General features: G+C 68.5%; 23 protein-coding genes. 7 read left to right on the top strand and 16 right to left on the bottom strand.

The window, feature by feature from the left end:
* Position 1: 1 nt before the first annotated feature.
* The 3 genes from AB0M22_RS07410 to dapE all read right to left on the bottom strand — a co-directional run bounded on the left by AB0M22_RS07410 (position 2) and on the right by dapE (position 2,601).
* Positions 2-568: a TIGR00730 family Rossman fold protein gene (locus AB0M22_RS07410; RefSeq protein ID WP_364722243.1), complete on the bottom strand. Its 567-nt coding sequence runs from the start codon at positions 566-568 to the stop codon at positions 2-4.
* The gene (locus AB0M22_RS07415) at positions 562-1,299 is read right to left on the bottom strand and encodes a TIGR00730 family Rossman fold protein (RefSeq protein WP_364724001.1); all 738 of its coding nucleotides are present in this window, start codon (positions 1,297-1,299) and stop codon (positions 562-564) included. Before AB0M22_RS07415 ends, AB0M22_RS07410 begins: the two co-directional genes overlap by 7 nt.
* 198 nt (positions 1,300-1,497) lie before the next feature.
* On the bottom strand, positions 1,498-2,601 hold the full coding sequence (gene dapE / locus AB0M22_RS07420) for a succinyl-diaminopimelate desuccinylase (protein WP_364722245.1): 1,104 nt from the start codon (positions 2,599-2,601) through the stop codon (positions 1,498-1,500).
* Positions 2,602-2,696: 95 nt separating this feature from the next.
* Here dapE and dapD point away from each other — a divergent pair, with 95 nt between their 5' ends.
* Complete coding sequence (dapD, locus tag AB0M22_RS07425) at positions 2,697-3,644, top strand: 2,3,4,5-tetrahydropyridine-2,6-dicarboxylate N-succinyltransferase (protein ID WP_364722247.1); 948 nt, start codon at positions 2,697-2,699, stop codon at positions 3,642-3,644.
* A gap of 3 nt (positions 3,645-3,647) precedes the next feature.
* On the opposite strand, the gene AB0M22_RS07430 is transcribed toward dapD, so the two are convergent.
* A complete protein-coding gene (locus AB0M22_RS07430; RefSeq protein ID WP_364722249.1) occupies positions 3,648-5,075 on the bottom strand; it encodes an acyl-CoA synthetase in 1,428 nt (475 codons plus the stop codon).
* Positions 5,076-5,221: 146 nt separating this feature from the next.
* Between AB0M22_RS07430 and AB0M22_RS07435 the strand changes: the two genes are divergently transcribed.
* Positions 5,222-6,076 carry an oxygenase MpaB family protein gene (locus AB0M22_RS07435; protein WP_364722252.1) on the top strand — a complete coding sequence of 285 codons (855 nt, stop codon included), beginning with the start codon at positions 5,222-5,224 and terminating at the stop codon, positions 6,074-6,076.
* 98 nt (positions 6,077-6,174) lie between these two features.
* Positions 6,175-6,888 (top strand): hypothetical protein, encoded by a 714-nt coding sequence (locus AB0M22_RS07440; RefSeq protein WP_364722254.1) that lies wholly within the window; start codon positions 6,175-6,177, stop codon positions 6,886-6,888.
* A 7-nt stretch (positions 6,889-6,895) separates the two neighbouring features.
* On the opposite strand, the gene AB0M22_RS07445 is transcribed toward AB0M22_RS07440, so the two are convergent.
* A complete protein-coding gene (locus AB0M22_RS07445) occupies positions 6,896-7,528 on the bottom strand; it encodes a TetR/AcrR family transcriptional regulator (protein WP_364722256.1) in 633 nt (210 codons plus the stop codon).
* 156 nt (positions 7,529-7,684) lie between these two features.
* Between AB0M22_RS07445 and AB0M22_RS07450 the strand changes: the two genes are divergently transcribed.
* Positions 7,685-8,542 (top strand): oxygenase MpaB family protein, encoded by an 858-nt coding sequence (locus AB0M22_RS07450; protein WP_364722258.1) that lies wholly within the window; start codon positions 7,685-7,687, stop codon positions 8,540-8,542.
* A gap of 6 nt (positions 8,543-8,548) precedes the next feature.
* Here AB0M22_RS07450 and AB0M22_RS07455 read toward each other — a convergent pair whose 3' ends face one another.
* From AB0M22_RS07455 to AB0M22_RS07475, 5 genes are all read right to left on the bottom strand, one after another.
* Positions 8,549-9,457, bottom strand: a complete 909-nt coding sequence (locus AB0M22_RS07455; protein ID WP_364724004.1) for a proline dehydrogenase family protein — start codon at positions 9,455-9,457, stop codon at positions 8,549-8,551.
* Positions 9,458-9,508: 51 nt separating this feature from the next.
* Positions 9,509-11,143 (bottom strand): L-glutamate gamma-semialdehyde dehydrogenase, encoded by a 1,635-nt coding sequence (gene pruA, locus AB0M22_RS07460; RefSeq protein WP_364722261.1) that lies wholly within the window; start codon positions 11,141-11,143, stop codon positions 9,509-9,511.
* Positions 11,144-11,245: 102 nt separating this feature from the next.
* Positions 11,246-12,352 carry a succinyldiaminopimelate transaminase gene (dapC, locus tag AB0M22_RS07465; RefSeq protein ID WP_364722263.1) on the bottom strand — a complete coding sequence of 369 codons (1,107 nt, stop codon included), beginning with the start codon at positions 12,350-12,352 and terminating at the stop codon, positions 11,246-11,248.
* A 7-nt stretch (positions 12,353-12,359) separates the two neighbouring features.
* Positions 12,360-12,683 (bottom strand): ferredoxin, encoded by a 324-nt coding sequence (gene fdxA, locus AB0M22_RS07470; RefSeq protein ID WP_364722265.1) that lies wholly within the window; start codon positions 12,681-12,683, stop codon positions 12,360-12,362.
* 314 nt (positions 12,684-12,997) lie between these two features.
* Positions 12,998-15,598 (bottom strand): bifunctional FO biosynthesis protein CofGH, encoded by a 2,601-nt coding sequence (locus AB0M22_RS07475; protein WP_364722267.1) that lies wholly within the window; start codon positions 15,596-15,598, stop codon positions 12,998-13,000.
* 253 nt (positions 15,599-15,851) lie between these two features.
* Between AB0M22_RS07475 and AB0M22_RS07480 the strand changes: the two genes are divergently transcribed.
* Together AB0M22_RS07480 and AB0M22_RS07485 are read left to right on the top strand one after the other, a co-directional pair.
* Positions 15,852-16,349, top strand: coding sequence for a PH domain-containing protein (locus tag AB0M22_RS07480; protein WP_364722270.1), 498 nt, complete (start codon positions 15,852-15,854; stop codon positions 16,347-16,349).
* Positions 16,346-17,908, top strand: coding sequence for a PH domain-containing protein (locus tag AB0M22_RS07485; RefSeq protein ID WP_364722272.1), 1,563 nt, complete (start codon positions 16,346-16,348; stop codon positions 17,906-17,908). Before AB0M22_RS07480 ends, AB0M22_RS07485 begins: the two co-directional genes overlap by 4 nt.
* On the opposite strand, the gene AB0M22_RS07490 is transcribed toward AB0M22_RS07485, so the two are convergent.
* From AB0M22_RS07490 to typA, 6 genes are all read right to left on the bottom strand, one after another.
* On the bottom strand, positions 17,905-18,345 hold the full coding sequence (locus tag AB0M22_RS07490; RefSeq protein ID WP_364722274.1) for a hypothetical protein: 441 nt from the start codon (positions 18,343-18,345) through the stop codon (positions 17,905-17,907). The genes AB0M22_RS07485 and AB0M22_RS07490 overlap by 4 nt on opposite strands.
* The gene (locus tag AB0M22_RS07495) at positions 18,342-18,500 is read right to left on the bottom strand and encodes a hypothetical protein (RefSeq protein ID WP_364722276.1); all 159 of its coding nucleotides are present in this window, start codon (positions 18,498-18,500) and stop codon (positions 18,342-18,344) included. The genes AB0M22_RS07490 and AB0M22_RS07495 overlap by 4 nt, the downstream gene beginning before the upstream one ends.
* A 45-nt stretch (positions 18,501-18,545) precedes the next feature.
* Positions 18,546-20,015, bottom strand: a complete 1,470-nt coding sequence (locus AB0M22_RS07500) for an amino acid permease (protein WP_150402848.1) — start codon at positions 20,013-20,015, stop codon at positions 18,546-18,548.
* A 176-nt stretch (positions 20,016-20,191) separates the two neighbouring features.
* Positions 20,192-21,070, bottom strand: a complete 879-nt coding sequence (gene mshB, locus AB0M22_RS07505) for an N-acetyl-1-D-myo-inositol-2-amino-2-deoxy-alpha-D-glucopyranoside deacetylase (RefSeq protein ID WP_364722278.1) — start codon at positions 21,068-21,070, stop codon at positions 20,192-20,194.
* Positions 21,067-22,842 carry an ABC transporter family substrate-binding protein gene (locus tag AB0M22_RS07510; RefSeq protein WP_364722280.1) on the bottom strand — a complete coding sequence of 592 codons (1,776 nt, stop codon included), beginning with the start codon at positions 22,840-22,842 and terminating at the stop codon, positions 21,067-21,069. The genes mshB and AB0M22_RS07510 overlap by 4 nt, the downstream gene beginning before the upstream one ends.
* 21 nt (positions 22,843-22,863) lie before the next feature.
* Entirely contained in the window at positions 22,864-24,762 is a 1,899-nt protein-coding gene (typA, locus tag AB0M22_RS07515) for a translational GTPase TypA (protein WP_364722282.1), read from the bottom strand.
* A gap of 153 nt (positions 24,763-24,915) precedes the next feature.
* Here typA and AB0M22_RS07520 point away from each other — a divergent pair, with 153 nt between their 5' ends.
* Positions 24,916-25,092, top strand: coding sequence for a hypothetical protein (locus tag AB0M22_RS07520; RefSeq protein ID WP_191093947.1), 177 nt, complete (start codon positions 24,916-24,918; stop codon positions 25,090-25,092).
* Positions 25,093-25,123: the final 31 nt, after the last annotated feature.

The following is a 25,123-nucleotide window of genomic DNA, read 5'->3' on the forward strand; positions in this document are numbered from 1 at the left end:
ATCAGGAAGGTGTTGCGCGCGCCTCCAATGCCGTGAAGGCGGACGAAAGATCGGTGACCACGGTGATGCGGTCCATGGCGGGCTGGGGCACGAACTTACGGTCGTAGAGTTCGTCGAGCCACTGGAAAAGGCCTCGGTAGAAGCCATTCGGGTCCAACAACACCACCGGCTTATTGTGCTGTCCCAGATACCCTCCGGTCCAGGTTTCGAAGAACTCCTCGAGCGTGCCGATGCCGCCGGGCAGGGTGAGGAAGGCGTCGGCGCGGTCCTCCATGATCTGTTTGCGCTGGCGCATGGTGTCGGTGACGACCAGTTCGTCGGCGTCCACATCGGCCACCTCGCGGTGCACCAGATGCTTCGGGATCACCCCGATGGTGTTCGCGCCGCCGGCCCTGGCCGCGGTCGCCACCTCGCCCATCATCGAGACGTTGCCGCCACCGGACACCAATTGCCAACCGCGCCGGGCGATCTCGGCACCGACCTCGGCGGCCAGCGCGAGGTAGGTGGGATCGGCGGTGCTGGCCGAGCAGTAGACGCAGACGGAGTAGGGCTGCTGTTCGGTCACCACTGGTCCTCCGTGCCGAGCGCGTCCTCGGCGGCGCCCGCCTCGGCGTAGGACAGGATGATCTGCACGATCTCCTCCACGCTGTCGGTCACGTGGATCAGCCCGAGGTCGCCGGGCGAGATCTTGCCGGAGCCGCCGAGCGAATCACGCAGCCAATCGACCAGGCCGGACCAATATCTGCTGCCGAACAGGATGATCGGGAAGCGGGTGATCTTGCGGGTCTGCACCAGGGTGAGCGCCTCGAACAGCTCATCCAGGGTGCCGAAGCCGCCGGGCAGGCAGACGAACGCCTCGGAGTACTTCACGAACATCGTCTTGCGGACGAAGAAGTAGCGGAAGTTGATGCCGAGATCGACCCACTCGTTGAGGCTCTGCTCGAACGGCAGCTCGATGCCGAGGCCGATCGAGTAGCCGCCCGCCTCGCACGCGCCGCGGTTGGCCGCCTCCATCGCGCCGGGACCGCCGCCGGTGATCACCGCGAAACCGGCCTTGGCCAGCGCCGCGCCGATCGCCCGCCCCGCCTCGTACTCCGGATGATCCGGGCCGGTGCGCGCCGAACCGAAGACGGTGACCGCGCGCGGCACCTCGGCGAGCGCGCCGAACCCCTCGACGAACTCGGCCTGGATGCGCAGCACGCGCCACGGGTCGGTGTGTACCCAATCGGTGTCGCCGCGCCGGTCCAGTAGATTCCGGTCGGCCGTGCCGGTCCCGTCCTTGCGGTCGCGGCGGAGCATGATCGGCCCGCGGAACTTGGCTGTCGACTTCTGCGTATTGGCAACCTCGCGGTCAGCGGCGTCGGTGGACATGCCGACCACGCTACCGGGGACCGCGCGAAGCAACTGCCCGGAGGCGAGAAGTCGTCCCACGTTCAATCACCCGACCCGAGGGCGAGCCCGGCCCGCAATCTGCGGGCCGGCAAACCGCGCGTGCGATCAGCTCGACGTGCCGGTGAGGTAGTTGCGCAGCATCGCGGTCACCGCGGTGATCTGGTCGACCGGGACGTGTTCGTCGCGCTTGTGCGCGAGGTTGGGGTCGCCGGGGCCGAAGTTCACCGCGGGGATGCCGCGGGCGGCGAAGCGGGCGACGTCGGTCCAGCCGAACTTGGCCCGCACCCCGCCGCCGCCGTGGCTGTTCACCGAGGCGATCAGGTCCTTGGCGGCCGGGGCGGTCAGGCCGGGCAGCGCGCCGGGCGCCGAGTCGGTCACCTCGAAGGTCAGCTCGAGGTCGGCGAATACCTCGCGGACATGCTCGACGGCCTGCTCGACCGTGCGGTCGGGGGCAAAACGGAAGTTCACATCGACCTCGGCCGCATCGGGCACCACATTGCCCGCCACTCCGCCGGAGACGCGCACCGCGGACAGTCCCTCCCGGTAGACACAGCCGTCGATGTCGACCTCGCGGGCCCGGTAGTCGGCCAGCCGCTGCACGATCGGCGCCAAGCGATGAATCGCGTTGTCGCCCAGCCAGGCTCGCGCCGAATGCGAACGCACGCCCGCGGTGGACAGCCGAACCCGCAACGTCCCTTGGCAACCCGCCTCGATCCAGCCGCCGGACGGTTCGCCGAGCACCGCCAGATCGCCGTCGAGCCATTGCGGCAGTTCGCGTTCGATGGCGCCGAGCCCGTTGAACTCGGCCGCGATCTCCTCGCAGTCGTAGAAAATCAGCGTCAGGTCGTGCACGGGTTCGGCGACCGTCGCGGCCAGGTGCAGGAACACCGCGTCACCGGACTTCATGTCGACCGAACCGCAGCCGTAGAAGACCCGCTCCCCCGCCGCGTTCTCGGTGAAGTGGCCCGGCACGTTGTCGGCGATCGGCACGGTGTCCAGATGCCCGGCCAGCACCACCCGGCTCGGCAGTCCCCGATTCGTCCGCGCCAGCACCACGTTCCCGTGCCGCAGCACCTCGAACCCGCTCGTCTGCTCCCGCAGCGCGCGCTCGACGAGGTCGGTGATCGCCAGCTCGTCGCGCGAAACACTCGGGATATCGACGAGGGCGGCGGTCAGGGTGATCGGGTCAGCACGCAGGTCGAGGGTCACGCACCCACCCTACGACCGCCCGTCGGCCGTGTGGTGCGGCACATCGGCGGAGCGGGCTCACCGCTTGCGCCGATGGGTCGGTAATCTCTGTTGACGTGAGCATTCAGGGAGCAGCAGCAGTCGGTATCGCCAATGTGACCGCGGACGGGACCGTCCTGGACACCTGGTACCCGAGCCCGGAGCTGGGCGAGTTCGCCGAGACCGGGACCAAGCGCCTGGATGACGCGCCCGCGGAGTTCGCGGCGCTGCTCGGCTTCGACGAGGCACGCGGGGTCGACGTGGTCGCGGTGCGCACCACGATCGCCGACCTGTCCGCCGCGCCGGTCGACGCGCACGACGTCTACCTGCGGTTGCATCTGCTCTCGCATCGGCTGGTCCGGCCGCACGGGGTGAGCCTGGACGGGCAGTTCGGGCTGCTCAGCAATGTGGTGTGGACCAACCACGGCCCGGCGGCGGTGGAGGGCTTCGAGACCACCCGCGCCAAGCTGCGCGCCCGCGGCCCGGTGACCGTGTACAGCGTGGACAAGTTCCCGCGGATGGTCGACTACGTCATCCCGTCCGGCGTGCGCATCGGCGACGCCGACCGGGTCCGGCTCGGCGCGCACCTCGCCTCCGGCACCACCGTCATGCACGAGGGCTTCGTGAACTTCAACGCGGGCACCCTCGGCAACTCCATGGTCGAGGGCCGCATCTCGGCCGGCGTCGTGGTCGGCGACGGCTCCGATGTCGGCGGCGGCGCGTCCATCATGGGCACGCTATCCGGCGGCGGCACCACGGTCATCTCGATCGGCGAGCGCTCGCTGCTCGGCGCCAACGCGGGCGTCGGCATGCCGCTCGGCGACGACTGCGTCGTCGAGGCCGGCCTCTACCTGACCGCGGGCACCAAGGTCACCACCCCCGACGGGGCCGTGGTCAAGGCCGCCGACTTCAGCGGCCAGAACAACCTGCTGTTCCGCCGCAACTCGGTCAGCGGCGCGGTAGAAGTGGTGCCCCGCAAGGGAACCGGCATCGAACTCAACGCCGCCCTGCACGCCAACGACTGACCGTCAGGTAAGGCGCTTCTTCTGCACCTTGCCCATGGCGTTGCGGGGCAGGGCGTCGACCACGCGGATTTCGCGGGGGCGCTTGTGGGCCGAGAGTTGTTCGGCCACCTGGGCGATCAGGTCTTGTTCGATGGAAGCCGGTGCGTCGCCGCGTAATACGACGAAGGCGACGATGCGCTGGCCCAGGTCAGGGTCGGGCAGGCCGACCACGGCGGTCTCGGCGACGGCGGGGTGGCCGAGCAGCACGGTCTCCACCTCGCCCGCGCCGATGCGGTAGCCGCCGGATTTGATCAGGTCCACCGACTCGCGGCCGACGATGCGATGGAAGCCGTCCCGGTCGATGGCGGCGACGTCGCCGGTCTTGAACCAGTCGTCCGCGGTCCAGCTCTCGGCGGTGGCGTCGGGCCGGTTGAGGTAGCCGTCGAATAGCATCGGGCCGGAAACCTGGAGCCCGCCGATGCTTTCGCCGTCGTGCGCGACATCCGCGCCCGCTTCGTCGCGCAGCCGGGTCCGCACGCCGCGCACCGGGGTGCCGACCCAGCCGGGGCGGCGCTCGCCGTCGGCGCGGGTGGACAGGGTGATCATGGTTTCGCTCATGCCGTAGCGCTCGATCGGCGCGTGACCGGTGAGTTCGCGCAACCGCTCGAAGACCGGGACGGGCAGCGGCGCACTACCGGATACCAGCAGCCGGGCATCGGCCAATTGCTTTGCGGCTTCGGGCTCTTCGACGATGCGCGACCACACGGTCGGCACGCCGAAGTACAGCGTGCCGCGCGCGGCGGCGTAGGCCTGCGGGGTCGGCTTGCCGGTGTGCACCAGCGGGCTGCCCACCCGCAGCGGGCCGAGCACGCCGAGGATCAGGCCGTGCACGTGGAACAGCGGAAGCCCGTGCACCAGAACATCGTTCGCGGTCCAGGCCCACGCGTCGGCGAGCGCGTCCAAACCCGCCGAGATCGCGCCGCGGCTGAGCACAACACCTTTCGGCAGACCGGTCGTGCCCGACGTGTAGAGCACGAAAGCCGTTGCGGCCGGGTCCGGTTCGGGATAGGTGTGCCACGACCTCGCGTGCACCCGCACCGGAACCACCGGCAACTCGCTGCCCGCCGCGGCCTCGCCGAGCCACGCCTGCGCCCCCGAATCGGCCAGAATGTGCGCCAGCTCAGCGGTTCCCGAGTCCGGCGGCACCGGAACGACGGTCACGCCGGCGATCAGGCAGCCGACGACCGCGAGCACCGTGCTCACGGTCGGCTTGGCCAGCACCGCGACCCGATCGGCCCGGGCCACCCGCTCGGCGACGGAGGTCGCGGCCCCGAGCAGATCGCTGCGGGACAGCATCACCCCGTCGATGGTGACGGCATCCGGGATGTCCGCCCCGCCGGCGACGGCGAGCGGATTCAGGGAACTGAGCAGCAACGGCGGACCGAACGACATGCGCCCAAACTACTTCGCCCACCCCGTCCGGCCCGCAACAGCTCGGCCGATCACAGGTGAATGAACCACCGATGTGACCGTTGACACACCCGATGAGTCGGTGAGACAGTCAGTGCATAGCCTTCTCAATGAGACAGGGGTCGACGATGACCAGGCCACTTCGCGCAACGACGCACGAGACCGCACCGCCGGACGAGCTCGACATCACCCAGTTCATCGACGGCATCGCCGGCCTGCTCGGCGGCGCCGCGAACGTCATCATGCAGCTCAGCACCCGGCCGGTCGGCTACGGCGTAGTAGAGAGCACCGTCGACAGCGGGAAGGTCATGCTGCACCCGGTCAAACGGTTGCGCACCACGATCACCTATCTGGCCGTCGCCATGCTCGGCACCGAGGACGAGCGCGCCGACTACCGCAAAGCCGTCAATCGTTCGCATCGCCCGGTGCATTCGACCGCGTCGAGTCCGGTGCGGTACAACGCCTTCGACCCGAGTCTCCAATTGTGGGTCGCCGCTTGCCTTTACTGGGGCGCGAAGGATCTGTACGAGCGCATGCACGGTCCGATGGACGAACCGACCGCCGACGCCTTCTACCGCTACAGCGCCCGCCTCGGCACCACTTTGCAAGTGCGCCAAGACATGTGGCCTGCCGATCGGCAGGCCTTCGCCGCGTACTGGGACGCGCATCTGGCCGGCACCACGATCGATCCGCCGATCCGCGACTACTTCAACGACCTGATCGATCTGAAGATGCTGCCCCGCCCGGTGCAACTCGCCTTCGCCCGCCCGCATCGCTTCTTCGTCGCGGGCCTGCTCCCGCCACACCTGCGCGACCAGATGGGCTTCACCTGGACCGCGCGCGACGAACGCATCCTTCAGCGCATCATGCGCACCCTCGGCACCACACAGACCTGGCTGCCCCGCCAGGCCCGCATGTTCCCGATGAACGCCTACCTGCTCGACCTGCGCCTGCGCCGCCGCCTCGGCCTCCCCCTGGTCTGACTGGGCAATTGATCAGCTACCGCGTGTCGCGACGGCCTTTTCATCGCTGATCGGTGTTATCTCGAAGAGCACACAGGGGGCCGAGCCAGGAGGAAACGATGGGCTATCGGACTGTGATGACCGCGGCCGCCGCCGCGGCGACCTACTGCGCACTGGTCGCGCCGACCGCCCGCGCGGAACCGCTCGAGCCCGACGTGGTCCCACCGCGCACCTCGATCTCCATCCGCTCCACCCTCGGCGGGCACTGGAGCACCGCGAACGAACACGAATCGCGCACCAGCCTCTCGCTGACCAAGCTGTACCTGGCCGACTACGCGCTGCGGCACGGCGACGGTTCCCGCGCGGACCGCGACCTCGCCGAGCGGATGATCCGCTACTCCGACGACGGCGCGGCCACCACGATGGAGAACAAGTATCCGCAGGCGCTCAAAAGCGTTGCGGCGGAATACCATCTGACCGACACCCGGTCCGCGGGCAGTTGGGGCGCGGCCTACACCAGCACCGCGGACCTGACCGACTTCCTGGACGCCAAGCTGCGCACCGACCCCGGCTCACCGATCTTCGACTGGATGGCCGCCGCGGGCCAGAGCGCCGCCGACGGCACCGAACAGGACTGGGGCACAGCGCGTTTGCCGTTCGTCCTCGGCACCAAGTGGGGCTGGTCGGATATCGGCGAACCCGATGTCGCGTCGGCCTCCTACGGCCCCGGCTTCACGGTCGCGGCCCACACGCACGGCACCGCGACCGAGCAGACCCTCGACCTCCTCGGCGCACTCCCGCTGGCCGCCCTCGAACTACTGGCCGGCCACTGAAATCAGGTCAGGGCACCCGGAACGACACCACGATGTGATCGCGGGCGAACTGCCGGATCGCCACCTCGTCGCCGAGCGGAATCACCGTCTGCGGCGTCAAGGCCAGCGACAACGCGGTGCGCGCGATCATCTCCGCGAGCGGCTCCGGGTCGTAGGCGGGCAGCTTGCCCTCCCGCTGCAACCGAGAGATGAACTCGGCCACATAGTCTCGGCCGAGCTCGAGCACCGGCGCGCCCTTGATCGTGAGATACGGCAGCACCAGTTCGGGCTCGGTCGCCAGCAGCCGGTGCACGAGCCGGTTGTCCCGCAGCCCGGTGATGAACGCGGCGAACAGCTCGACGATCTGCTCCTCCGCGCCCGCGTCGCGATCGAGCTGCCGCTGCAACGCAGCATCGACCTCCTCGACGAACTCACGGGTCTGCCGCAACCCGACCGCCTCGATCAGGTCGGACTTGCTGGCGAAGCGCCGATACAGCGTGGCGAGCGAAAGCCCGCAGCGCCGGGCCACCTCGACCATGCTGGTGCGTTTGATGCCGAAGTCGAGGAACGCCAGCAGCGCGGCGTCGAGCACGCGCGTCTGGTTGCCGTCTTCCGGACCGGCGCTTCGCACCAGCGGCAGCAGTCTGGTCAGCCTCGCCATGCGACCAGCCTATCCGGATCGGCGAAACGATGACACAAGAACCATTGCAGCGCATCATTGACACAGTCGACGAGGCAATGAGAAGGTGAGATAAGAACCTTCTCATTCGTTCGCTGGTCCGGAAACGCCTTCGGACCCAGAAAGTCGAGGTCAACGATGACCGCACCGCTGCATCGGGTCGAGCCGTCCGCCACACCGGCCCTCACGCCGGAAACCGTCGAGCCGTTCATGGACGGCATCGCGGCCTTCCTCGGCGGCACCGCCAACGTCATCATGCAGCTGAGCCTGCGCCCGGTCGGGCGCGGTGTGCTGGAGAGCAGTGTGGACAGCGGCAAGGTCACGCTGCACCCGGTCAAGCGGTTGCGCACCACGCTGACCTACATCGCCGTCGCGATGATGGGCTCCGACGACGAACGCGCGGCCTACCGCGAGGCGGTCAACCGCTCGCACCGCCCGATCCGCTCCGGACCGCAGAGCCCGGTGAAGTACAACGCCTTCGACCCGAAGCTGCAACTGTGGGTGGCGGGCACCATCTACTGGGGCATCGACGACCTCTACACCCGCATGCACGGACCGCTGGACCCGAGCACGGCCGAGGCGCTCTACCAGTACAGCGCGCGGCTCGGCACCACCTTGCAGATGCGGCCGGAGATGTGGCCCGCCGATCGCGCCGAGTTCTTTCCCTGGTGGGAGGAGAACCTCGCGCAGCACCGCATCGAGCCCGCCCTGCGCGAATACTTCGACGGCCTCATCGATCTCGACATGATGCCGCAGCCGATCCGATTCACCTTCGCCAAGGTGCAGCGATTCATCGTGGCGGGGCTGCTGCCCCAACACGTGCGCGCGGAGATGCGGATGACCTGGACCGACCAGGACCAGCGCCGATTCGACCGGCTGCTGCGCGGCATCGCCGTGGTCAACGCCCGGCTGCCGAAGCAGGCGCGGCTGTTTCCATTGAACGTCTACCTGTTCGACCTGCGCCGGCGGATGCGGCTGGGCAAGCCACTGGTGTAAGGACTTTCAGGACTTGCTGACCAGGGCACGCAGGAAGAACGTGAGATTGGCGGGTCGCTCCGCCAAGCGCCGGGTGAGGTAGCCGTACCACTGGCTGCCGTAGGGCACGTAGACCCGCACCGCCCGGCCTGCCGCGGCCAACCGCAACTGCTCGGCATCACGGATGCCGTACAGCATCTGATACTCGAAACGGTCAGGGCCACGGCCGCTTTCGGCCGCGAGATGCTCGGCAGCGGCGATCGGCTCCGGATCGTGCGTGGCCACCATGGGATAGCCGTCGCCGAGCATCAGCGCGTCCAGGCAGCGCAGGTAGGACTCGGTCACCTCGTGCGCGCGCTGGAAGGCGACCTCGTGCGGCTCGCGATAGGCGCCCTTGCACAACCGGATTCGCGATCCCGGCCCGGACAGCGCGCGGCAGTCCGCCTCGGTCCGGTGCAGGTATGCCTGGAGAACCGCGCCGAGCCAAGGGAATTCACCGCGCAGCTCGCGCACGGTGGCCAGCGTGGCCGCGGTGGTGGTGTGGTCTTCGGCGTCGACGGTCACCCACACGTCGGCCTGGGCGGCCTTGGTGCACAGGATGCGCAGGTTCTCGGTGGCGACCGCGGGGCCGTTGTCCGGCAGGGCCTGCCCGAGCGCGGACAGCTTCACCGACACCTCGACGGGTGGCGCATCGATCCCCGGCAGGGCCGGACGGTCCAGCGCGGCCAGGTCGTTGATCAGCGAAAGGTATTCGGCCACTGTGGCATCGGCCTGGCCGCGGTCGGTGGTGTTCTCCCCGAGAAAGTCCACGCTGACCATCCGGCCGCTGTTCAGCAGCGCCTGGGCCACCTCGATCAGCTCGCCGCGGGTCTCCCCGGCGACGAACCGCCGCACGATGTCGGCGGTGATCGGGATGCCGGTGAGCGCGCGCTTCATCCGCGGCGACTCCGCCGCCGCGAGAATGAGGGGACGCAGCGGATTCACCGGTCACTCCCCCATGTGCGGGTAACGGAAATCGGTGGGTGGGACGAAGGTTTCCTTGATCGTGCGCGCGGCGACCCAGCGCAACAGGTTCAGCGGCGAGCCCGCCTTGTCGTCGGTGCCGGAGGCGCGGGCGCCGCCGAACGGCTGCTGACCGACCACCGCGCCGGTCGGCTTGTCGTTGACGTAGAAGTTGCCCGCCGCGAATCGCAGTGCGGCACCGGCCTGTTCGATCGCCTGTCGATCCTGGGCGAACACCGCGCCGGTCAGCGCATAGGGTGCGGCGGCGTCGACCTCGGCCAGAATCGCCGCATACGCACCGGGTTCGGCGTCGTCATAGACGTGCACCGACAGGATCGGCCCGAAATACTCGGTGGCGAAGGACTCGTCGTGCGGATCGTCGGCCAGCAGGACGGTCGGACGGACGAAAAACCCCTCGCTGTCGTCGTAGGTGCCGCCGACCGGGATGGTGACTCCGGCATCCCTGGCCCGCTCGATCGCAGCGGCGTTCTTGTCGAACGAGCGCTGATCGATCAGTGCCCCACCGAAATTCGACAGGTCCGTCACGTCGCCGTAGGTCAGCCCATCGGTCAGGTGCAAGAAATCGTCACCCATCTTGCGCCAGACCGACCGCGCGATATAGGCGCGCGAGGCAGCCGAACACTTCTGCCCCTGATACTCATAGGCGCCGCGAATCAGCGCGGCCCGCAACGCATCCGGGTCAGCCGACGGATGCGCGACGATGAAGTCCTTGCCGCCGGTCTCCCCGACCAGTCGCGGATAACCGTGATACCGGCCGATATTCGTGCCGACCTGCTGCCACAGATACTGAAAGGTCTTGGTGGAGCCGGTGAAATGGATCCCGGCCAGCTGCGGATCGGCCAGCGCCACCTCCGACAGCGCGACCCCGTCACCGGTGACCAGATTGATCACGCCCGGCGGCAGCCCGGCCGCCTCGAGCAGGCGCATCGTGTAGTACGCGGACAACGTCTGCGTCGGCGACGGCTTCCACACCACCGTGTTGCCCATCAACGCGGGCGCGGTCGGCAGATTCCCGGCGATCGCGGTGAAGTTGAACGGCGTGATCGCGTAGACGAACCCCTCCAGCGGCCGATAGTCCAGCCGATTCCATACCCCCGCACTCGACTCCGGCTGCTGCGCCATGATCTGCCGCGCGAATGCCACATTGAACCGCCAGAAGTCGATCAGCTCGCACGGCGCATCGATCTCCGCCTGCTGCGCCGACTTCGACTGCCCGAGCATGGTCGCCGCGGCCACCGTCTCCCGCCACGGCCCGGCCAGCAGATCCGCCGCGCGCAGGAACACCGCCGCCCGTTCGTCGAACGGCAAGGCCCGCCACCCCGGCGCCGCCGCCATCGCCGCATCGATCGCGCCCTGCGCCTCGGACTGCGTGGCATCGGTATAGGTCCCCAGCACCTGACTGTGCCGATGCGGCGCGACGATATCGTGCCGCTCCCCGCTCCCCGGTCGATGTTTACCACCGATGACCAGCGGGACTTCGACGGCCTCCGCGCCGATCTCGGCCAGCTTGGCGACCAGCCGTTCCCGCTCGGGACTGCCGGGCGCGTACGCATGCACCGGCTCGTTGCCGGGGGTAGGAACAACCGTGACAGCGTCCATACTTCAGGCTAACGCGCTCCCGCGACCGCGCGCCGGTTGCCGGTCACGGCGGTCCGTGCGTGTCGCCCGGCCCCGCGGACCGACTGCCGTCCGATCAGTAGATCAGGCGGTCAGTCGTTCGGCGGCGGCGGCGATGCGTTCGTCGGTGGCGGTCAAGGCGATACGGACGTGCTCGGTGCCGGTGGGGCCGTAGAAGTCGCCGGGGGCGGCGAGGATGCCGCGGTCGGCGAGCCAGTCGAGGGTGGTGCGGCAGGCTTCGCCGCGGGTCGACCAGAGGTAGAGGCCCGCTTCGGAGTGATCGATGCGGAACCCGGCCTGCTCCAAGGCCTTTCGCAGGACCTCACGCCGGACCCGGTAACGCTCGCGCTGTTGCGCCTCGTGCGTGTCGTCGCTGAGGGCGGCGGTCATCGCGGCCTGGATGGGGAACGGCACCATCATTCCGGCGTGCTTGCGCACTTCCAGCAGTTCGGTGACCAGCGCCGGGTCGCCCGCGACGAAGCCGGCGCGGTAGCTGGCCAGGTTGGAGGTCTTCGAAAGCGAGTGCACGGCAAGCAGATTCGTATGGTCGCCGGCGCACACCTCGGGGTCGAGGATCGAGACCGCGCGCCCCTCCCAGGTGAGCCCGAGGTAGCACTCGTCGGAGGCGATGATCACGTCGCGTTCGCGGGCGAATTCGACGACCTTGCGCAGGTGGTCGACGCCGAGCACGCGACCCGTCGGGTTCGACGGCGAGTTCACGAACATCAGCGCCGGTGTCCGCGGGCCGAGCTGGGTGAGCCCGTCGGCGCGCGCGATCTGCGCGCCCGCGAACAGCGCACCCACCTCGTAGGTCGGGTAGGCGACCTCGGGAATGACGACCAGGTCGTCCACGCCGAGCCCGAGCAGCCGGGGCAGGCCGGCGATCAGTTCCTTGGTACCGATCGCGGGCAACACCGAAGCCGGGTCGAGACCCGTGATCCCGTAGCGCCGCTTGAGTGCGTCGACCGCGGCCGCGCGCAGCTCGGCGGTGCCGTGGGTGGCCGGGTAACCGGGTACCGCCGAGGCCGAACTCAAGGCCGTGCGGATGAGCGGATCGACCGGGTCCACCGGGGTGCCGACCGACAGGTCGACGATCCCACCGGGATGCGTCGCCGCCTTCGCCTTCACCGAAGCGATGGTGTCCCAGGGAAAGTCGGGAAGCAGACTGCTGACCCGGTTACGCGCGGACACGGCAGAGCTACTCGCTCGCCATCGGCGGCAGTTCCTTGATGAACGGCGGGTCGTGGGCGACCTTGCCGACCTTGGTGGCGCCGCCCGGCGATCCGAGCTCGTTGAAGAAGTCGATGTTGGCGTTCACGTATCCGGACCACTGGTCCGGAGTGTCGTCTTCGTAGAAGATCGCCTCCACTGGGCACACCGGTTCACATGCACCACAGTCCACGCACTCGTCGGGATGGATGTACAGCATCCGGCCACCCTCGTAGATGCAGTCCACGGGGCATTCCTCGATGCATGCTTTGTCCAGCACGTCAACGCACGGTTCAGCGATGATGTACGTCACTGACGTTCTCCTAGTCTGTCCTCACCTTGCGGAGATAGTCCGCCGCCCTGCGAAACCCTATCCGGACACCCCACGCTACTCCGGGTCAGCCTTGCCTAACTTCAGATGTTCCGCACGCCACTGGGGCCGTCCGAAACCTCGGTCAGGACCGGGCTGTTCGGAGCCGTCCCACGTCATCGCGGGTACGGCTCCAGCTCTTCGGAACCCTCCCGGTCGGTCCGCCGGTATTCCGGCAATCCGGCCAGATCCGAATTCGATCGCCGCGTGGAGCCTTGTCTATCACCGCCACCGGCAGTTACCGGAAGCCTACGCCGCTATCCCACGGTGAGGGGTAACGCCGAAACCTTGTGCTGCGGAACGCCGTACGTGGTGGTGCGTTCGCGGGCCGGACGGCCGATGCCCGCGGCGATGTCCACCAGCTCCGCGACGGTCTTGGCCGAGCCGTGCTGCGAACCGGCCATCCGGGAGATGGTCTCCTCCATCAGCGTGCCGCCGACATCGTTGGCGCCGCTGTTCAGCATCACCCTGGTACCGATCGTGCCGAGCTTCACCCAGCTGGTCTGGATGTTGTCGATCCGCCCGTGCAGCATGATCCGCGACAGCGCGTGCGCGGCCCGGTTGTCCCGGTTCGTCGGCCCCGGCCGCGCGGCGCCCGCCAGATACAGCGGGGCGCTCTGATGCACGAACGGCAGCAGCACGAATTCGGTGAAACCGCCTGTCTCGTCCTGGATTCCGCGCAGCACGCGCAGGTGCCCGACCCAGTGCTTCGGGTTGTCCACGTGCCCGTACATCATCGTCGAGCTGGAGCGCAGGCCGATCTGATGCGCGGTGGTGATCACCTCGATCCACGCCGAGGTGGGCAGCTTGCCCTTGGTGAGCACCCAGCGCACCTCGTCGTCCAGGATCTCCGCGGCGGTGCCGGGGATGGTGTCCAGGCCGGCCTCCTTCAGCGCGACCAGCCAGTCGCGGATGCTCTGCCCGCCGCGCGAGGCGCCGTTCACGATCTCCATCGGGCTGAACGCGTGCACGTGCATGGACGGCACCCGCTGCTTCACCGCCCGCACGATGTCGGCGTAACCGGTGACCGGCAGGTCGGGATCGATGCCGCCCTGCATGCAGACCTCGGTGGCGCCGTCGACGTGCGCCTCCCAGGCCCGGTCGGCGACCTCGTCCATGCTCAGCGTGAACGCGTCCGCGTCGCCCTTGCGCTGGGCGAACGCGCAGAAACGGCAGCCGGTGTAGCAGATGTTGGTGAAGTTGATGTTCCGGTTGACCACGTAGGTGACGTCGTCGCCGACGGTGTCGCGGCGCAGTTGATCGGCCAGCGCGGCCACTGCCTCCAGGTTCGCGCCGTCGGCCGTGGCCAGCGCCAGGTATTCGGCGTCGGAGAGTCCGGCCGGATCCTTCTCCGCCGCCCGCAGCGCGGCGAGCACCTCGGAGTCGAGACGTTCCGGCGCGACGACCGCGAGGTCGCGAGCCTGCTCCCGGATGGTGTCCCAATCGCCGAACGCGCCGACCACGTCCTGGCCGATCGCGGAATCGCTGCGGCTCTCGGTGTTGCGGCCCTCGGTGTCGATCGAGGTGTTCAGGTCGACGCGGCCGGCGGACTCCCAGGACTGGTCCGGTTCCTGCCAGGGCAGGCCGACCGGCATCGCGTCCGGGTTGGCCAGGCCGGTGACCGGATCGCTGAGCGCGGCGACGTGCACGCCGATCCGCGGGTCGATCCATGGGCTGCCCGCGCGCACATACTTCGGGTGTGCGGAGGTCCGCTCGACCAGCTGGTAGCCGGCCGCCTCGGTGATCTCGCGCAGGGTGTCCAGGTTCGGCCAGGGCCGTTCCGGGTTCACGTGATCCACCGTCACCGGGGACACGCCGCCCCAGTCGTCGATGCCCGCGTCGATCAGCGCCAGGCAGTCCTCGTGCGACACCAGATTCGGCGGCGCCTGCACCGGCACGTCCGGGCCGAGCAGCAGCCTGGTCACCGCGATGGTGGCCAGGAACTCCTCGATGCCCGCGTCCGGGACGTCGCGCATGGCGGTGTCGTCCTTGGCCCGGAAATTCTGGATGATGACTTCCTGGATGTGCCCGAAAGCCTTGTGCTGCTTGCGAATCGCCATGATCGACTCGGCCCGCTCGGCGATCGTCTCGCCGATCCCGACCAGCAGGCCGGTGGTGTACGGGACCGAGAGCCGGCCCGCGTCGGTGATGGCGCGCAGCCGCACCGCCGGGTCCTTGTCCGGGCTGCCGTAGTGGCATTCACCCTTCTCGGTGAACAGCCGGGTGGCGGTGGTCTCCAGCATCATGCCCATCGACTGCGCGACCGGCTTGAGCCGGGAGATCTCCTCCCACGACATCACACCGGGGTTCAGGTGCGGCAGCAGGCCGGTCTCCTCCAGCACCATGATCGAGACGGCGCGCAGGTAGTCCAGAGTCGAGTCGTAGCCGCGCTCGTCGAGCCACTGCGCGGCCTCTGGCCAGCGATCCTCGGGGCGGTCGCCCAGCGTGAACAGGGCTTCCTTGCAGCCAAGGGCGGCGCCGCGACGGGCGATGTCGAGCACCTCGTCGGGTTCCAGGAACATGCCCTTGCCCTCGGCGCGCAGCTTGCCCGGCACGGTGACGAAGGTGCAGTAGTGGCATTTGTCCCGACAGAGGCGGGTCAGCGGGATGAAGACATTGCGCGAATAGCTGATCGTCTTGGGCCGTCCGGCCGACTCCAGCCCGGCGTCACGCACCCTGGCGGCGCTGTGACTCAAATCTTTCAGATCGTCGCCGGTCGCGTGCAGGAGCACGGCGGCCTCGTCCACGTTCAGCGTGACACCGTCACGCGCTCGTCGCAGGGCCCTACGCATGGCCGATGGAGAGGGAGGTGAAGCAGGAATGCTCGGGTTCGGCAGTTCGGTCACGTCTTCGATCATGCGCTAACCATCCGGACCTGTCTCCTTCCGATGCTGATGAGTGAGCGTAGCGACCGGAACCCACCGGGCGCGGGACGCGGCGCTCACCACGGAGCCCTGGGACAGCGAGGCACCATGTGAGCGTTGACAACTGCGCGAGGGGCGGGGAAATTCCATCGGCGCCCGTTCGAGTTCCCGCAATGCCGGTCCGGGTGCGCCGCGCCGCGCGCGATCGGCAGCCCCGGAGGGCGGAGTTCATGGAACCATGGCATCCATGTCGCACCCGCGCACGATCATGGCCGATCCGGCCTGGCGCCCCAGTCCGAAGGCGAAACTCTTGTGGACCATTCAGGCCGCCTTGGTCTGGGTGGTTCCGTTCGCGGCGCAGCTCGTGTGGGCAGTGCTCGACTCCGGCAATCGGGGGTGGCAGCTGGGCGTGTTCCTGGTGACGCTGGTGCTCGCCGGGCTGAATATCGGCGTGGTGCCGTGGTGGCGGTACGCGGTGCATCGGTGGGAGGTGACCGAGGACGCCGTCTACACCAGGGTCGGCTGGCTCACCCAGGAGAGCCGGGTGGCGCCGATCTCGCGGGTGCAGACGGTGGATACCGAACGCGGGCCACTGGAGCGGTTGCTCGGGCTGGCGACGGTGACGGTGACCACCGCCTCGTCGGCCGGCGCGGTGCAGATCTCCGAACTCGATCTGCCGGTGGCCGAGGAGACGGTCACCCGGCTGACCCGGATCGCGGCGCAGCATCGGGGCGACGCGACGTGAGTTCCGTGGAGGCGCTCGCGCCGGAGACCGATCAACCCTGGTCGCGGCTGGACAAGCGAATGCTGTTGGTACATCCGGTCACCGAGGTGGTGAAGTTCATCCCGGTGCTGATCGGGTCGGTGATCCTCGGCACCAGCAGCGGCAATCATGTGTGGAGCATCATCCCGCTAGCGTTGATCGTCGGGTTCGCGCTCACCCGCTGGTTCACCACCACCTATCGGGTCGGGCCGACCCATGTCGAGCTGCGCACCGGGCTGGTGCAGCGCAAGAAGCTCGCGGTGCCGCGGTCGCGGATCCGGTCGGTGGATATCGAGGCGGACCTGCTGCACCGGCTACTCGGGCTGGCGGTGCTGGCCATCGGCACTGGGCAACAGGCGGATTCGGGGGAGAAGTTCAAACTGGACGCGCTGGATGCGCGACTGGTGCCCGACCTGCGGACCGCGTTGCTCGCGCACACCGGTGCGGCACCGCAAAGCGTTGCCGGACAACCTGTTCCGGATGACGCGGCCGTCACCGAGAGTCAAGACGCGCAGCCCGGACGCGAGATCGCGCATTGGAATCCGGCCTGGGTCCGGTACGCGCCACTGTCTTTGACCGGTTTCGCGATCATCGCGCCGATCGTCGGTCTGGCGTTCCAGTACGGCGTCGGGCAGGTGCTGTTCCGTTCGGACGCGGTGCAGCGGGTGGAGAACGGCGGCGCGGCGCTCATCGCGATCGGCACCGCCGGGTTGATCGTGGTGATCGTGCTCATCGTCAGCCTCGCGGCCTGTGCGCGTTATCTGACCACGTATTTCGGCCTGCGGGTGATCGACGACGGCCGGACGCTGCACCTGCGCCACGGGTTGTTCACCACCCGGCAGATCACCCTGGATCTGGCCCGCTTCCGCGGCGCGACGGTGAACGAGCCGCTGCTGTTGCGGCTGGCCGGTGCGGCCGAGCTGGAGGCCATCATGGTCGGGGCGAGCCCGCGGCAGAAGATTCTGCCGCAGGCGCCGCGCACCGCCATCGAGCACACGTTGAGCCATCTGCTCGCGCCGAATGAGTTCCAGGACAAGGTCATTGCCCCGCCGGCCGCGGGTCCGACGCCGGGCAGCGCCCCGCTGATTCCGCACGGGCCGATCGCGCGGCGCAGGCGCTACACCCGCACGCTGGCTCCGATTGCCGTGGCCGCCCTCGTCATGCTGGGCTTTTCGATTGCGGGCGCGGGCTTTTCGCCGTGGTGGTATGTGATTCCGGCGCTGTTGGTTCCGGTCGCGATCGCGTTGGCCGAAGACCGGTATCGGGGCCTCGGTCACACCGTGCTGCCCGAAACCTCTGCCAGCCCAGCCTGGTTGATCGCCCGGTCCGGGTCACTCGGCCGGGACCGCGACTGCCTGGAGGCGCCCGGCGTGATCGGCTGGACCGTCCGGCAGTCGTTCTTCCAGCGCCGGGCCGGCGTCGCCACCGTCGTCGCGGCCGCCGCCGCGGGCAAGAAGCGCTATCACGTGCTCGATATCCCGATCGCCGATGCCTGGGCACTCATCGACTCGGTCACGCCGGGCCAGCTGGGCGAGCGCTAGCGCCGGCTGAACAGCCCGGAATTGATCCGGATGTAGATGTAGATCAGCGGCGGCACCAGTCCGCAGAACAGCAGCAGCACGGTGCGCCAGTCGCTGGCCAGCATGATGTCCCCGCCCGGGCCGGTGCTCGCGCAGATGAGGAACCCGAAGGTCCAGGCGGCCAACGGCAGGAACATCGCCGCGACCCGGGTCGAGACCGCGCGGGCGCCGATCACGAGCAGGATGTTCACCACGCCCGCCAGCACGCCGGACAACGGAACCGCGGTGCTGCCGAAGTAGGTCGGCAGGTACAGCACCTCCAGCGCCAGCGTGATGAACGCGTCGATCACCAGCACCACCAGGATGAGCGGCGCCAACCACGGCGCCACCGGGGCGGGCGACTCCAGATAGGACACGGGCGCGCGACCGCCCGGCTGACCGTCGACGGCCGTCCTCACGGCACCGGCGGGAAGCCGAGCAGGGTCAACAGATGACTCTGCATATCGACGAACCCGTACAGCACCGTCAGATACAGGTCGTGTTGCGCCTGCCAGTTCGGCTTCATGCTGTCCACGAACGCGACGATCGCGTCCTGGACCGACCAGTTGTACATGCGAGCGAGTCTATTCCGGCGCCGCGACGGCCGTGCCCCGCATGATCACTTCTCGCCGTCGATCGGGATGTTGGCCACCACCGGGAACTCGCCGGTGTAGCCCATCCGCTCCTCCGCGATGGACAGCACCCGCTTGCGTGCCACCAGCCAGCCGACGATCAGCATCGGGATGATCAGCACCAGCGAGGCGACGGTCCAGGTGCCCACCGGGTAGTCGAAACCGGTCAGCACCACCACGAAGAACAGGAACACCAGTGTGAGCAGCCCGGTATAGGGCGCGCCGAACATGCGGAACGACGGCCGCTCGGCCTTGCCCTGCTTGCTCCACCGCCACAGCTGCAACTGGCACAGCACGATGGTGGCCCAGGACGCGACGATGCCCAGCGAGGCCAGGTTCAGCACGATCTCGAACGCGCGGTCCGGCACCACGCCGTTGAGCGCGATACCGACCAGCGCGATCAGGCTGGTCAGCAGGATGCCGCCGTAGGGAACGCCGTTGCGCCCCATCACGCCGGTGAACTTCGGCGCGCTGCCGTTCATCGACATGGACCGCAGGATGCGCCCGGTCGAGTACAGGCCGGCGTTGAGGCTGGAGAACGCGGCGGTGAGCACGACCAGGTTCATCACGCTGCCGATGCCCGGCACGCCGAGCATGGTGAAGAACGTGACGAACGGGCTCTCCTTGGCGGTGTAGGCCGTGTACGGCAGCAGCAGGCCGAGCAGCACCAGCGAACCGACGTAGAAGATCGCGATCCGGGCGATCACCGAGTTGATCGCGCGCGGCATGATCTTGGCCGGGTTCTCCGTCTCGCCCGCCGCCGTGCCGACCAATTCGACCGCGGCGTAGGCGAACACGACGCCGGAGACGACCACGACCAGCGGCAGCACCCCGGTCGGGAACAACCCGCCGCTGTCGGCGATCACGCTCGGCCCGGTCGGGTTGCCCTGCACGGTGAACCGGCCGATGAGGAAGATCGTGCCGACGATCAGGAACGCGCTCAGCGCGAACACCTTGACCAGCGCGGCCCAGAACTCCATCTCGCCGAACCACTTCACCGAGATCAGGTTGATGCTGAGCACCAGGATCAGCGCGATGAGCGCGAGCAGCCATTGCGGGATGCTGCTGAACCCGGACCAGTAGTGGAAGTACTGGGCGATCGCGGTGGTGTCGGCGATGCCGGTCATGGACCAGTTGAGGAAGTACATCCAGCCGGCCACGAACGCGGCCTTCTCGCCGAAGAACTCACGCGCATAGGACACGAACGACCCGGAGGACGGCCGGTGCAGCACGAGTTCGCCGAGCGCGCGCAGGATGAGGAACGCGAAGAATCCGCAGACGCCGTAGACCAGGAACAAGCCGGGTCCCGCATTGGCGAGCCTGCCGCCCGCACCGAGGAACAGCCCCGTGCCGATGGCGCCACCGATGGCGATCATCTGCAGCTGTCGCGGTTTGAGACTCTTGTGATAACCCTCGTCCTCGAGGCTGAGGTGAGCCTTGTCGCCGACCGCCGTCATGAACCGCTTCGCCCTCCACATCGATGAATTCGAGATCACGGGAACGGTACCCGGCGAAATATTTCGGGGTAACAGCAACCCTCAAGCTACGAATATTCGCAGCTCAGGGCACATTCGAAGATTACGCCGTAATCCAGCAGGAACTGCGGAAGGCCAGCCGAGGCTTCGCTAGAAGTTCACTTGTCGAGGCCGGCGAGCAGATCATGTTCACGACCGTCGGTACCGACCGGTCCGCGTCGACCCCGCACGAGCGCGTAGCACTCCTCCGGCAGTACCGGCTGAGCAACATTGTTGGACAGGGCGAATTCGCGACCGGACGGCGCCACCGTGACCTGCGTGGCGTGGGCCCGCAGCGCGGCCCGCTTGGCCGCGAGCGCGTCGGAAACATCGATGGTGGTGGTTACGGTGCGGCTCGGCACGCTCGCCAGTTCACCCTCGGCGGGCAGCCGCCAGCCCGGCGGCAATCGGCCGGGCAACCCGTTCACGGTGCGCTTGGCCAGCGCGCTCGTGTGCTGGCGCAGGATATCGGCGTCGGTGACGGTCCAGTAGAACTTCGGCGTGTCCCAGCCCTGCTCGGCCGCGGAAGGCACTGCGGCCGTGGTGATCTGGTGGGCGCGAATGTGGTCGGGGTGGCCGTAGCCGCCGTTCGGGTCGTAGCTGATCACCACCTGCGGGCGCAGTTCCAGGATCACCTCGGTCAGCGCGCGCACGGCCTCGTCACCGGACTTCACGAACACGCCCGGCTTGTCCGCGGCCGGGGTGCCGGCCATGCCGGAATCGCGCCAGCGGCCCGCGCCGCCGAGGAACCGCGGCGGCGCGGCATCCAGGGCCTGCAACGCCCGGGTCAGTTCGAGAACGCGGTAGCCGCCGAGTTGATCGGCGCGGTCGGCGGTGAGCTGGGCCCACTCGTCGCCGATGACCTCGCCCTCCTCGCCGAGCGTGCAGGTCACCACGGTCACCGGCACGCCGCGACGGCGGTAGTGCGCGATAGTGCCGCCGGTGGTGATGGATTCGTCGTCCGGGTGCGCGTGCACCAGCAGCAGACCGCCGGTCATTGGATCTTTCGCCACTGGCCGGCGTCGCCGAAGATGCCGACCTGGATGCTGCCGCTGAGCGACGCGCCGTCCACCCGCGGACCGGCCGCCGCGACCACGTTGTCCTGCACGATCGGCAGCACCGTGGCCAGCTCCCACAGCTTCGGCTCGGCGTCGGCGAGCACCCGGCCGGTCTCGATGCCGCGCAACGCCTCGTCCATCGGCAGTTGCAGGGCCGGGTCACACACCCCGGACAGGTTGGCCGGCGCGCGGCGGGCCGGGTCCGAACTCTGCTGCGCCGTACCGGTGGTCCCGGCGCCGGGTTCCGGTGGCGGGCAACCATATCGGGAGGCGAGCACGGTGGCCGGGTCGGAACCCGCACGCTCCCAACCGACTATCGCGTCGACCGTGCCCTCGACGAGCTCGCGCCCGTACAGCTGATCGGCGGAGACGCTGCGCACCGTGGCATCGATTCCGGCACTGCGCAATTGGTCGGCGGCGGTGTTGGCGACCGCGATGGCGGTGGTGTCGCCCTCGGCCGCGCCGATCCGAATCGACAGGGATTTACCGTTTTTCGCGACCGGTCGCGGCGTCGGCGCGGGCGAGGTCGGCGAGTTGACCGGCGGCGGTTCGGGCGCGCGGCCATAGCCCGCCTCCGCGAGCAACGCGAAGGATTCCTCGGCCGGCGGGCGGGGCGGCGAGGTGGGCGCGTAGCCGGGGTCGGACGGCGAAAGTATCTGTGCGCGAGCCGGTTCCACCCAGCCGCCGGTCTGCGCGCCGACCGTGGCGAGCAGCGCGGGATCGAGCAGCGCGAGCACCGCGCGGCGCACCCGGATGTCGCTCACCGGTCCGGTCCTGGCATTGAGCGCGAGCTGCAGCACCCGCGACTGCGGCATGATCGCGGTGCGCACCGACGGAATGGCGGCCAGCTGCGCCTGCGTGGCGACGCCGCCGTGCACCAGCGTCATCTGCGCGTCGTTGGTGCGCAACGACTCCGCCAGCTGCGCGGGCGTGCCGCCGCGGCGCAGCAGGATCTCGTCCGGCGCGGCCGGTGTCCCCCAGAAACGCGCGTTGCGCTCCAGCAGGACTTCCTCCCGCTGCGGATCGACGTTCTTGATCGCGAACTGCGAGCCGGACACCCGGATGCTCTTCACCCAGCCGTCCTGGAACCCGCCGGGCGAATCCTTCATCAGGTGCGAGGGCAGCAGATTGGTGAACAGCTGCTGCCACGCCGGATACGGCTCGCGCATCTTCACCGTGACCAGCTTGCCGCCGTCGGCCGAGCCGATGTCGGTGATCAGCCGGTAGCCCGCCGAGTCGATCACGCCGGGCTGGGAAATCATCTGCTGCCAGAGGAATTGGAAATCCTCGGCGGCGATCGGCGCACCGTCGGACCAGTTCGCCTCGTTGCGCAGCGTGTAGGTGATGGTGAACGGATCCTGCGCGCTGACCTCGGCGGAGGTCAGCAACGACGTGTCCGGCACCCAGTCGGTGACGCCCGGCGCCACCTGATTCGGCACCGGGCGGAACGGACTCGGCAGCACCATCGAACTCAACGCGGCCGAGGCCGGCGACTGATCCGAACGCAGATGCGGATTGAACCCGATCCCGATCGTGTCGATCGCGACGACCACCGTGCTCTTGCCCGGCTTGGCCTGCGTCGTCTTCGGACTGTCCGTCGTTTCGATCGGCGGTGGCGGGTTCGCCGTGCAACCGGCGAACACCGTCAACGACGCTGTCACGATGATCAGCAGTGCGCGCCACGTAGCGCGATTCCTTGCCCCCGGGCTCACGGAGCGCACTCTACCCGCGACTTACAGCGCGGCCCGGTCCCGTGCCTTCCGACGCGACAGTTCGCGGCCACGCTCGGTCGCGCCCAGGATCACCTTGCGCACCCGGACCACCTCCGGAGTCACCTCGACGCACTCGTCGTCGGCACAGAACTCCATCGCGGCTTCCAGGTCCAGCTGCAACGGCTTGGCCAGCGTCTCGAACACATCCGCGGTCGCGCTGCGCATGTTGGTCAGCTTCTTCTCGCGGGTCACGTTGATGTCGAGATCCTCGGCGCGCGGGTTGATCCCGACGACCATGCCCTCGTAGGTGTCCGCGCCCGGTTCGACGAAGAACTGGCCACGATCGGCGAGCTGGATCATCGCGAACGGGGTCACCGAGCCGGCCCGGTCGGAGACCAGCGCGCCGGTGTGCCGGGCCCGGATCTCGCCGGCCCACGGCGCGTAACCGTGCGAGACGGCGTTGGCGATGCCGGTGCCGCGGGTGTCGGTGAGGAAGTCGGTGCGGAAACCGATCAGGCCGCGCGAGGGGACGATGAACTCCATCCGCACCCAGCCCGCGCTGTGGTTGGCCATCTGCACCATCTTGCCCTTGCGGGCGGCCAGCAGCTGGGTGACCGCACCGAGGTACTCGTCGGGGCAGTCGACGGTCAGCTCTTCGTAGGGCTCGTGCACCTTGCCGTCGACCAGCTTGGTCACCACCTGCGGCTTGCCGACGGTCAGCTCGAAGCCCTCCCGGCGCATCTGCTCGACCAGGATGGCCAGCGCGAGCTCACCACGGCCCTGCACCTCCCAGGCGTCCGGGCGGCCGATGTCGAGCACGCGCAGCGACACGTTGCCGACCAGTTCCTGATCGAGCCGCGACTTCACCATGCGGGCGGTGAGCTTGTGCCCCTGCACCCGGCCGACCAGCGGCGAGGTGTTGGTGCCGATGGTCACCGAGATGGCGGGCTCGTCGACGCTGATCCGCGGCAACGCGACCGGGTTCTCCAGGTCGGCGAGGGTGTCGCCGATCATGATCTCCGGGATGCCCGCGATGGCGACGATGTCACCGGCCACGGCGACCTCGCCCGGCTGGCGCTCGACGCCGATGGTCTGGAGCAGCTCGGTGATCTTCACCTGCTTGACGCCGTCGCCGTGCATCCACGCGACGTTCGCGCCCTTGCGCAGCTCGCCGCTGTAGATGCGGACCAGCGCGAGGCGGCCGAGGAACGCCGAGGCGTCGAGGTTGGTGACGTGCGCCTGCAACGGTCCGGCCGGATCGCCCTTGGGCGCCGGGATGTTGTTGAGCAGCACGTCGAACAGCGCGTCCAGGTTCTCCGCGTCCGGCTCGTGGCCGTTCTCCGGACGCTCCTTGGACGCCTTGCCCGCACGCCCGGAGGCGTAGAGCACCGGCAGGTCGAGCGCGAGCTCGGCGGCCTCGGCGGCGGAGTCGTCCAGGTCGGAGGCCAGGTCGAGCAGCAGGTCGTGGCTTTCCTCGACGACCTCCTCGATCCGGGCGTCCGGCCGGTCGGTCTTGTTGACCACCAGGATCACCGGCAGCGACGCGGCGAGTGCCTTACGCAGCACGAACCGGGTCTGCGGCAGCGGGCCCTCGGAGGCGTCGACCAGCAGCACGACGCCGTCGACCATGGAGAGGCCGCGTTCGACCTCACCACCGAAGTCGGCGTGGCCGGGGGTGTCGATCACGTTGATGACGGTGACAGAACCATCCGCGTGGTGCTTATGCACCGCGGTGTTCTTCGCGAGAATGGTGATGCCCTTCTCGCGCTCCAGATCGCCGGAGTCCATCACCCGGTCGACGAGCTCGGCTCGCTCGGCGAACGCGCCGGATTGGCGGAGCATGGCGTCGACCAGCGTCGTCTTACCGTGGTCGACGTGCGCCACGATGGCGACGTTGCGAAAATCGCGCGCAGACGACACGCTGAATCCTCCTGCTGTTAGGTGTAGGTACCGGCCGACCCCTGCAAACAGGTGGAGAATCGAAACTCACCGGGCATTGCGGCCATATACACCCTACCTGCGTTCGGGTCACCCCTCCGCGCCAGGCACGCAACTAAGGGTATGCTAACCGACATGGGCAAGGTCAAGGCTAAGCAGGTTTCACGTCTGAAACCGAAGAAGAAGTGCTGTCGAAAAAAGACGCGCTGCGTGAAATGCCCTGTGGTCATTATGCGTATGAAGAAGTGTGAAGCCGCAGGCATCTGCGGCAAGGACCTGAAAAAGGCGCTCAAGCAAGCCCGCGCCGCCTGACCCTTTCGTCCCCTCCCGACGGGTCGCGCGG

The organism is Nocardia sp. NPDC051756 (assembly GCF_040681495.1).
Taxonomy (GTDB): Bacteria; Actinomycetota; Actinomycetes; order Mycobacteriales; family Mycobacteriaceae; genus Nocardia.

What these genes read in the sequence shown, in the direction of transcription:
- AB0M22_RS07445 (WP_364722256.1), bottom strand. Translation starts at nt 7,528, where the DNA reads ATGGCGAGGCTGACCAGACTGCTGCCGCTGGTGCGAAGCGCCGGTCCG.
- pruA (WP_364722261.1), bottom strand. Translation starts at nt 11,143, where the DNA reads ATGGACGCTGTCACGGTTGTTCCTACCCCCGGCAACGAGCCGGTGCAT.
- AB0M22_RS07480 (WP_364722270.1), top strand. Translation starts at nt 15,852, where the DNA reads ATGTCGCACCCGCGCACGATCATGGCCGATCCGGCCTGGCGCCCCAGT.
- AB0M22_RS07500 (WP_150402848.1), bottom strand. Translation starts at nt 20,015, where the DNA reads ATGACGGCGGTCGGCGACAAGGCTCACCTCAGCCTCGAGGACGAGGGT.
- AB0M22_RS07520 (WP_191093947.1), top strand. Translation starts at nt 24,916, where the DNA reads ATGGGCAAGGTCAAGGCTAAGCAGGTTTCACGTCTGAAACCGAAGAAG.
- AB0M22_RS07415 (WP_364724001.1), bottom strand. Translation starts at nt 1,299, where the DNA reads ATGCTCCGCCGCGACCGCAAGGACGGGACCGGCACGGCCGACCGGAAT.
- mshB (WP_364722278.1), bottom strand. Translation starts at nt 21,070, where the DNA reads ATGACCGGCGGTCTGCTGCTGGTGCACGCGCACCCGGACGACGAATCC.
- AB0M22_RS07435 (WP_364722252.1), top strand. Translation starts at nt 5,222, where the DNA reads ATGACCAGGCCACTTCGCGCAACGACGCACGAGACCGCACCGCCGGAC.
- AB0M22_RS07495 (WP_364722276.1), bottom strand. Translation starts at nt 18,500, where the DNA reads ATGTACAACTGGTCGGTCCAGGACGCGATCGTCGCGTTCGTGGACAGC.
- AB0M22_RS07440 (WP_364722254.1), top strand. Translation starts at nt 6,175, where the DNA reads ATGGGCTATCGGACTGTGATGACCGCGGCCGCCGCCGCGGCGACCTAC.
- AB0M22_RS07475 (WP_364722267.1), bottom strand. Translation starts at nt 15,598, where the DNA reads ATGATCGAAGACGTGACCGAACTGCCGAACCCGAGCATTCCTGCTTCA.
- AB0M22_RS07455 (WP_364724004.1), bottom strand. Translation starts at nt 9,457, where the DNA reads ATGAAGCGCGCGCTCACCGGCATCCCGATCACCGCCGACATCGTGCGG.
- AB0M22_RS07450 (WP_364722258.1), top strand. Translation starts at nt 7,685, where the DNA reads ATGACCGCACCGCTGCATCGGGTCGAGCCGTCCGCCACACCGGCCCTC.
- AB0M22_RS07430 (WP_364722249.1), bottom strand. Translation starts at nt 5,075, where the DNA reads ATGTCGTTCGGTCCGCCGTTGCTGCTCAGTTCCCTGAATCCGCTCGCC.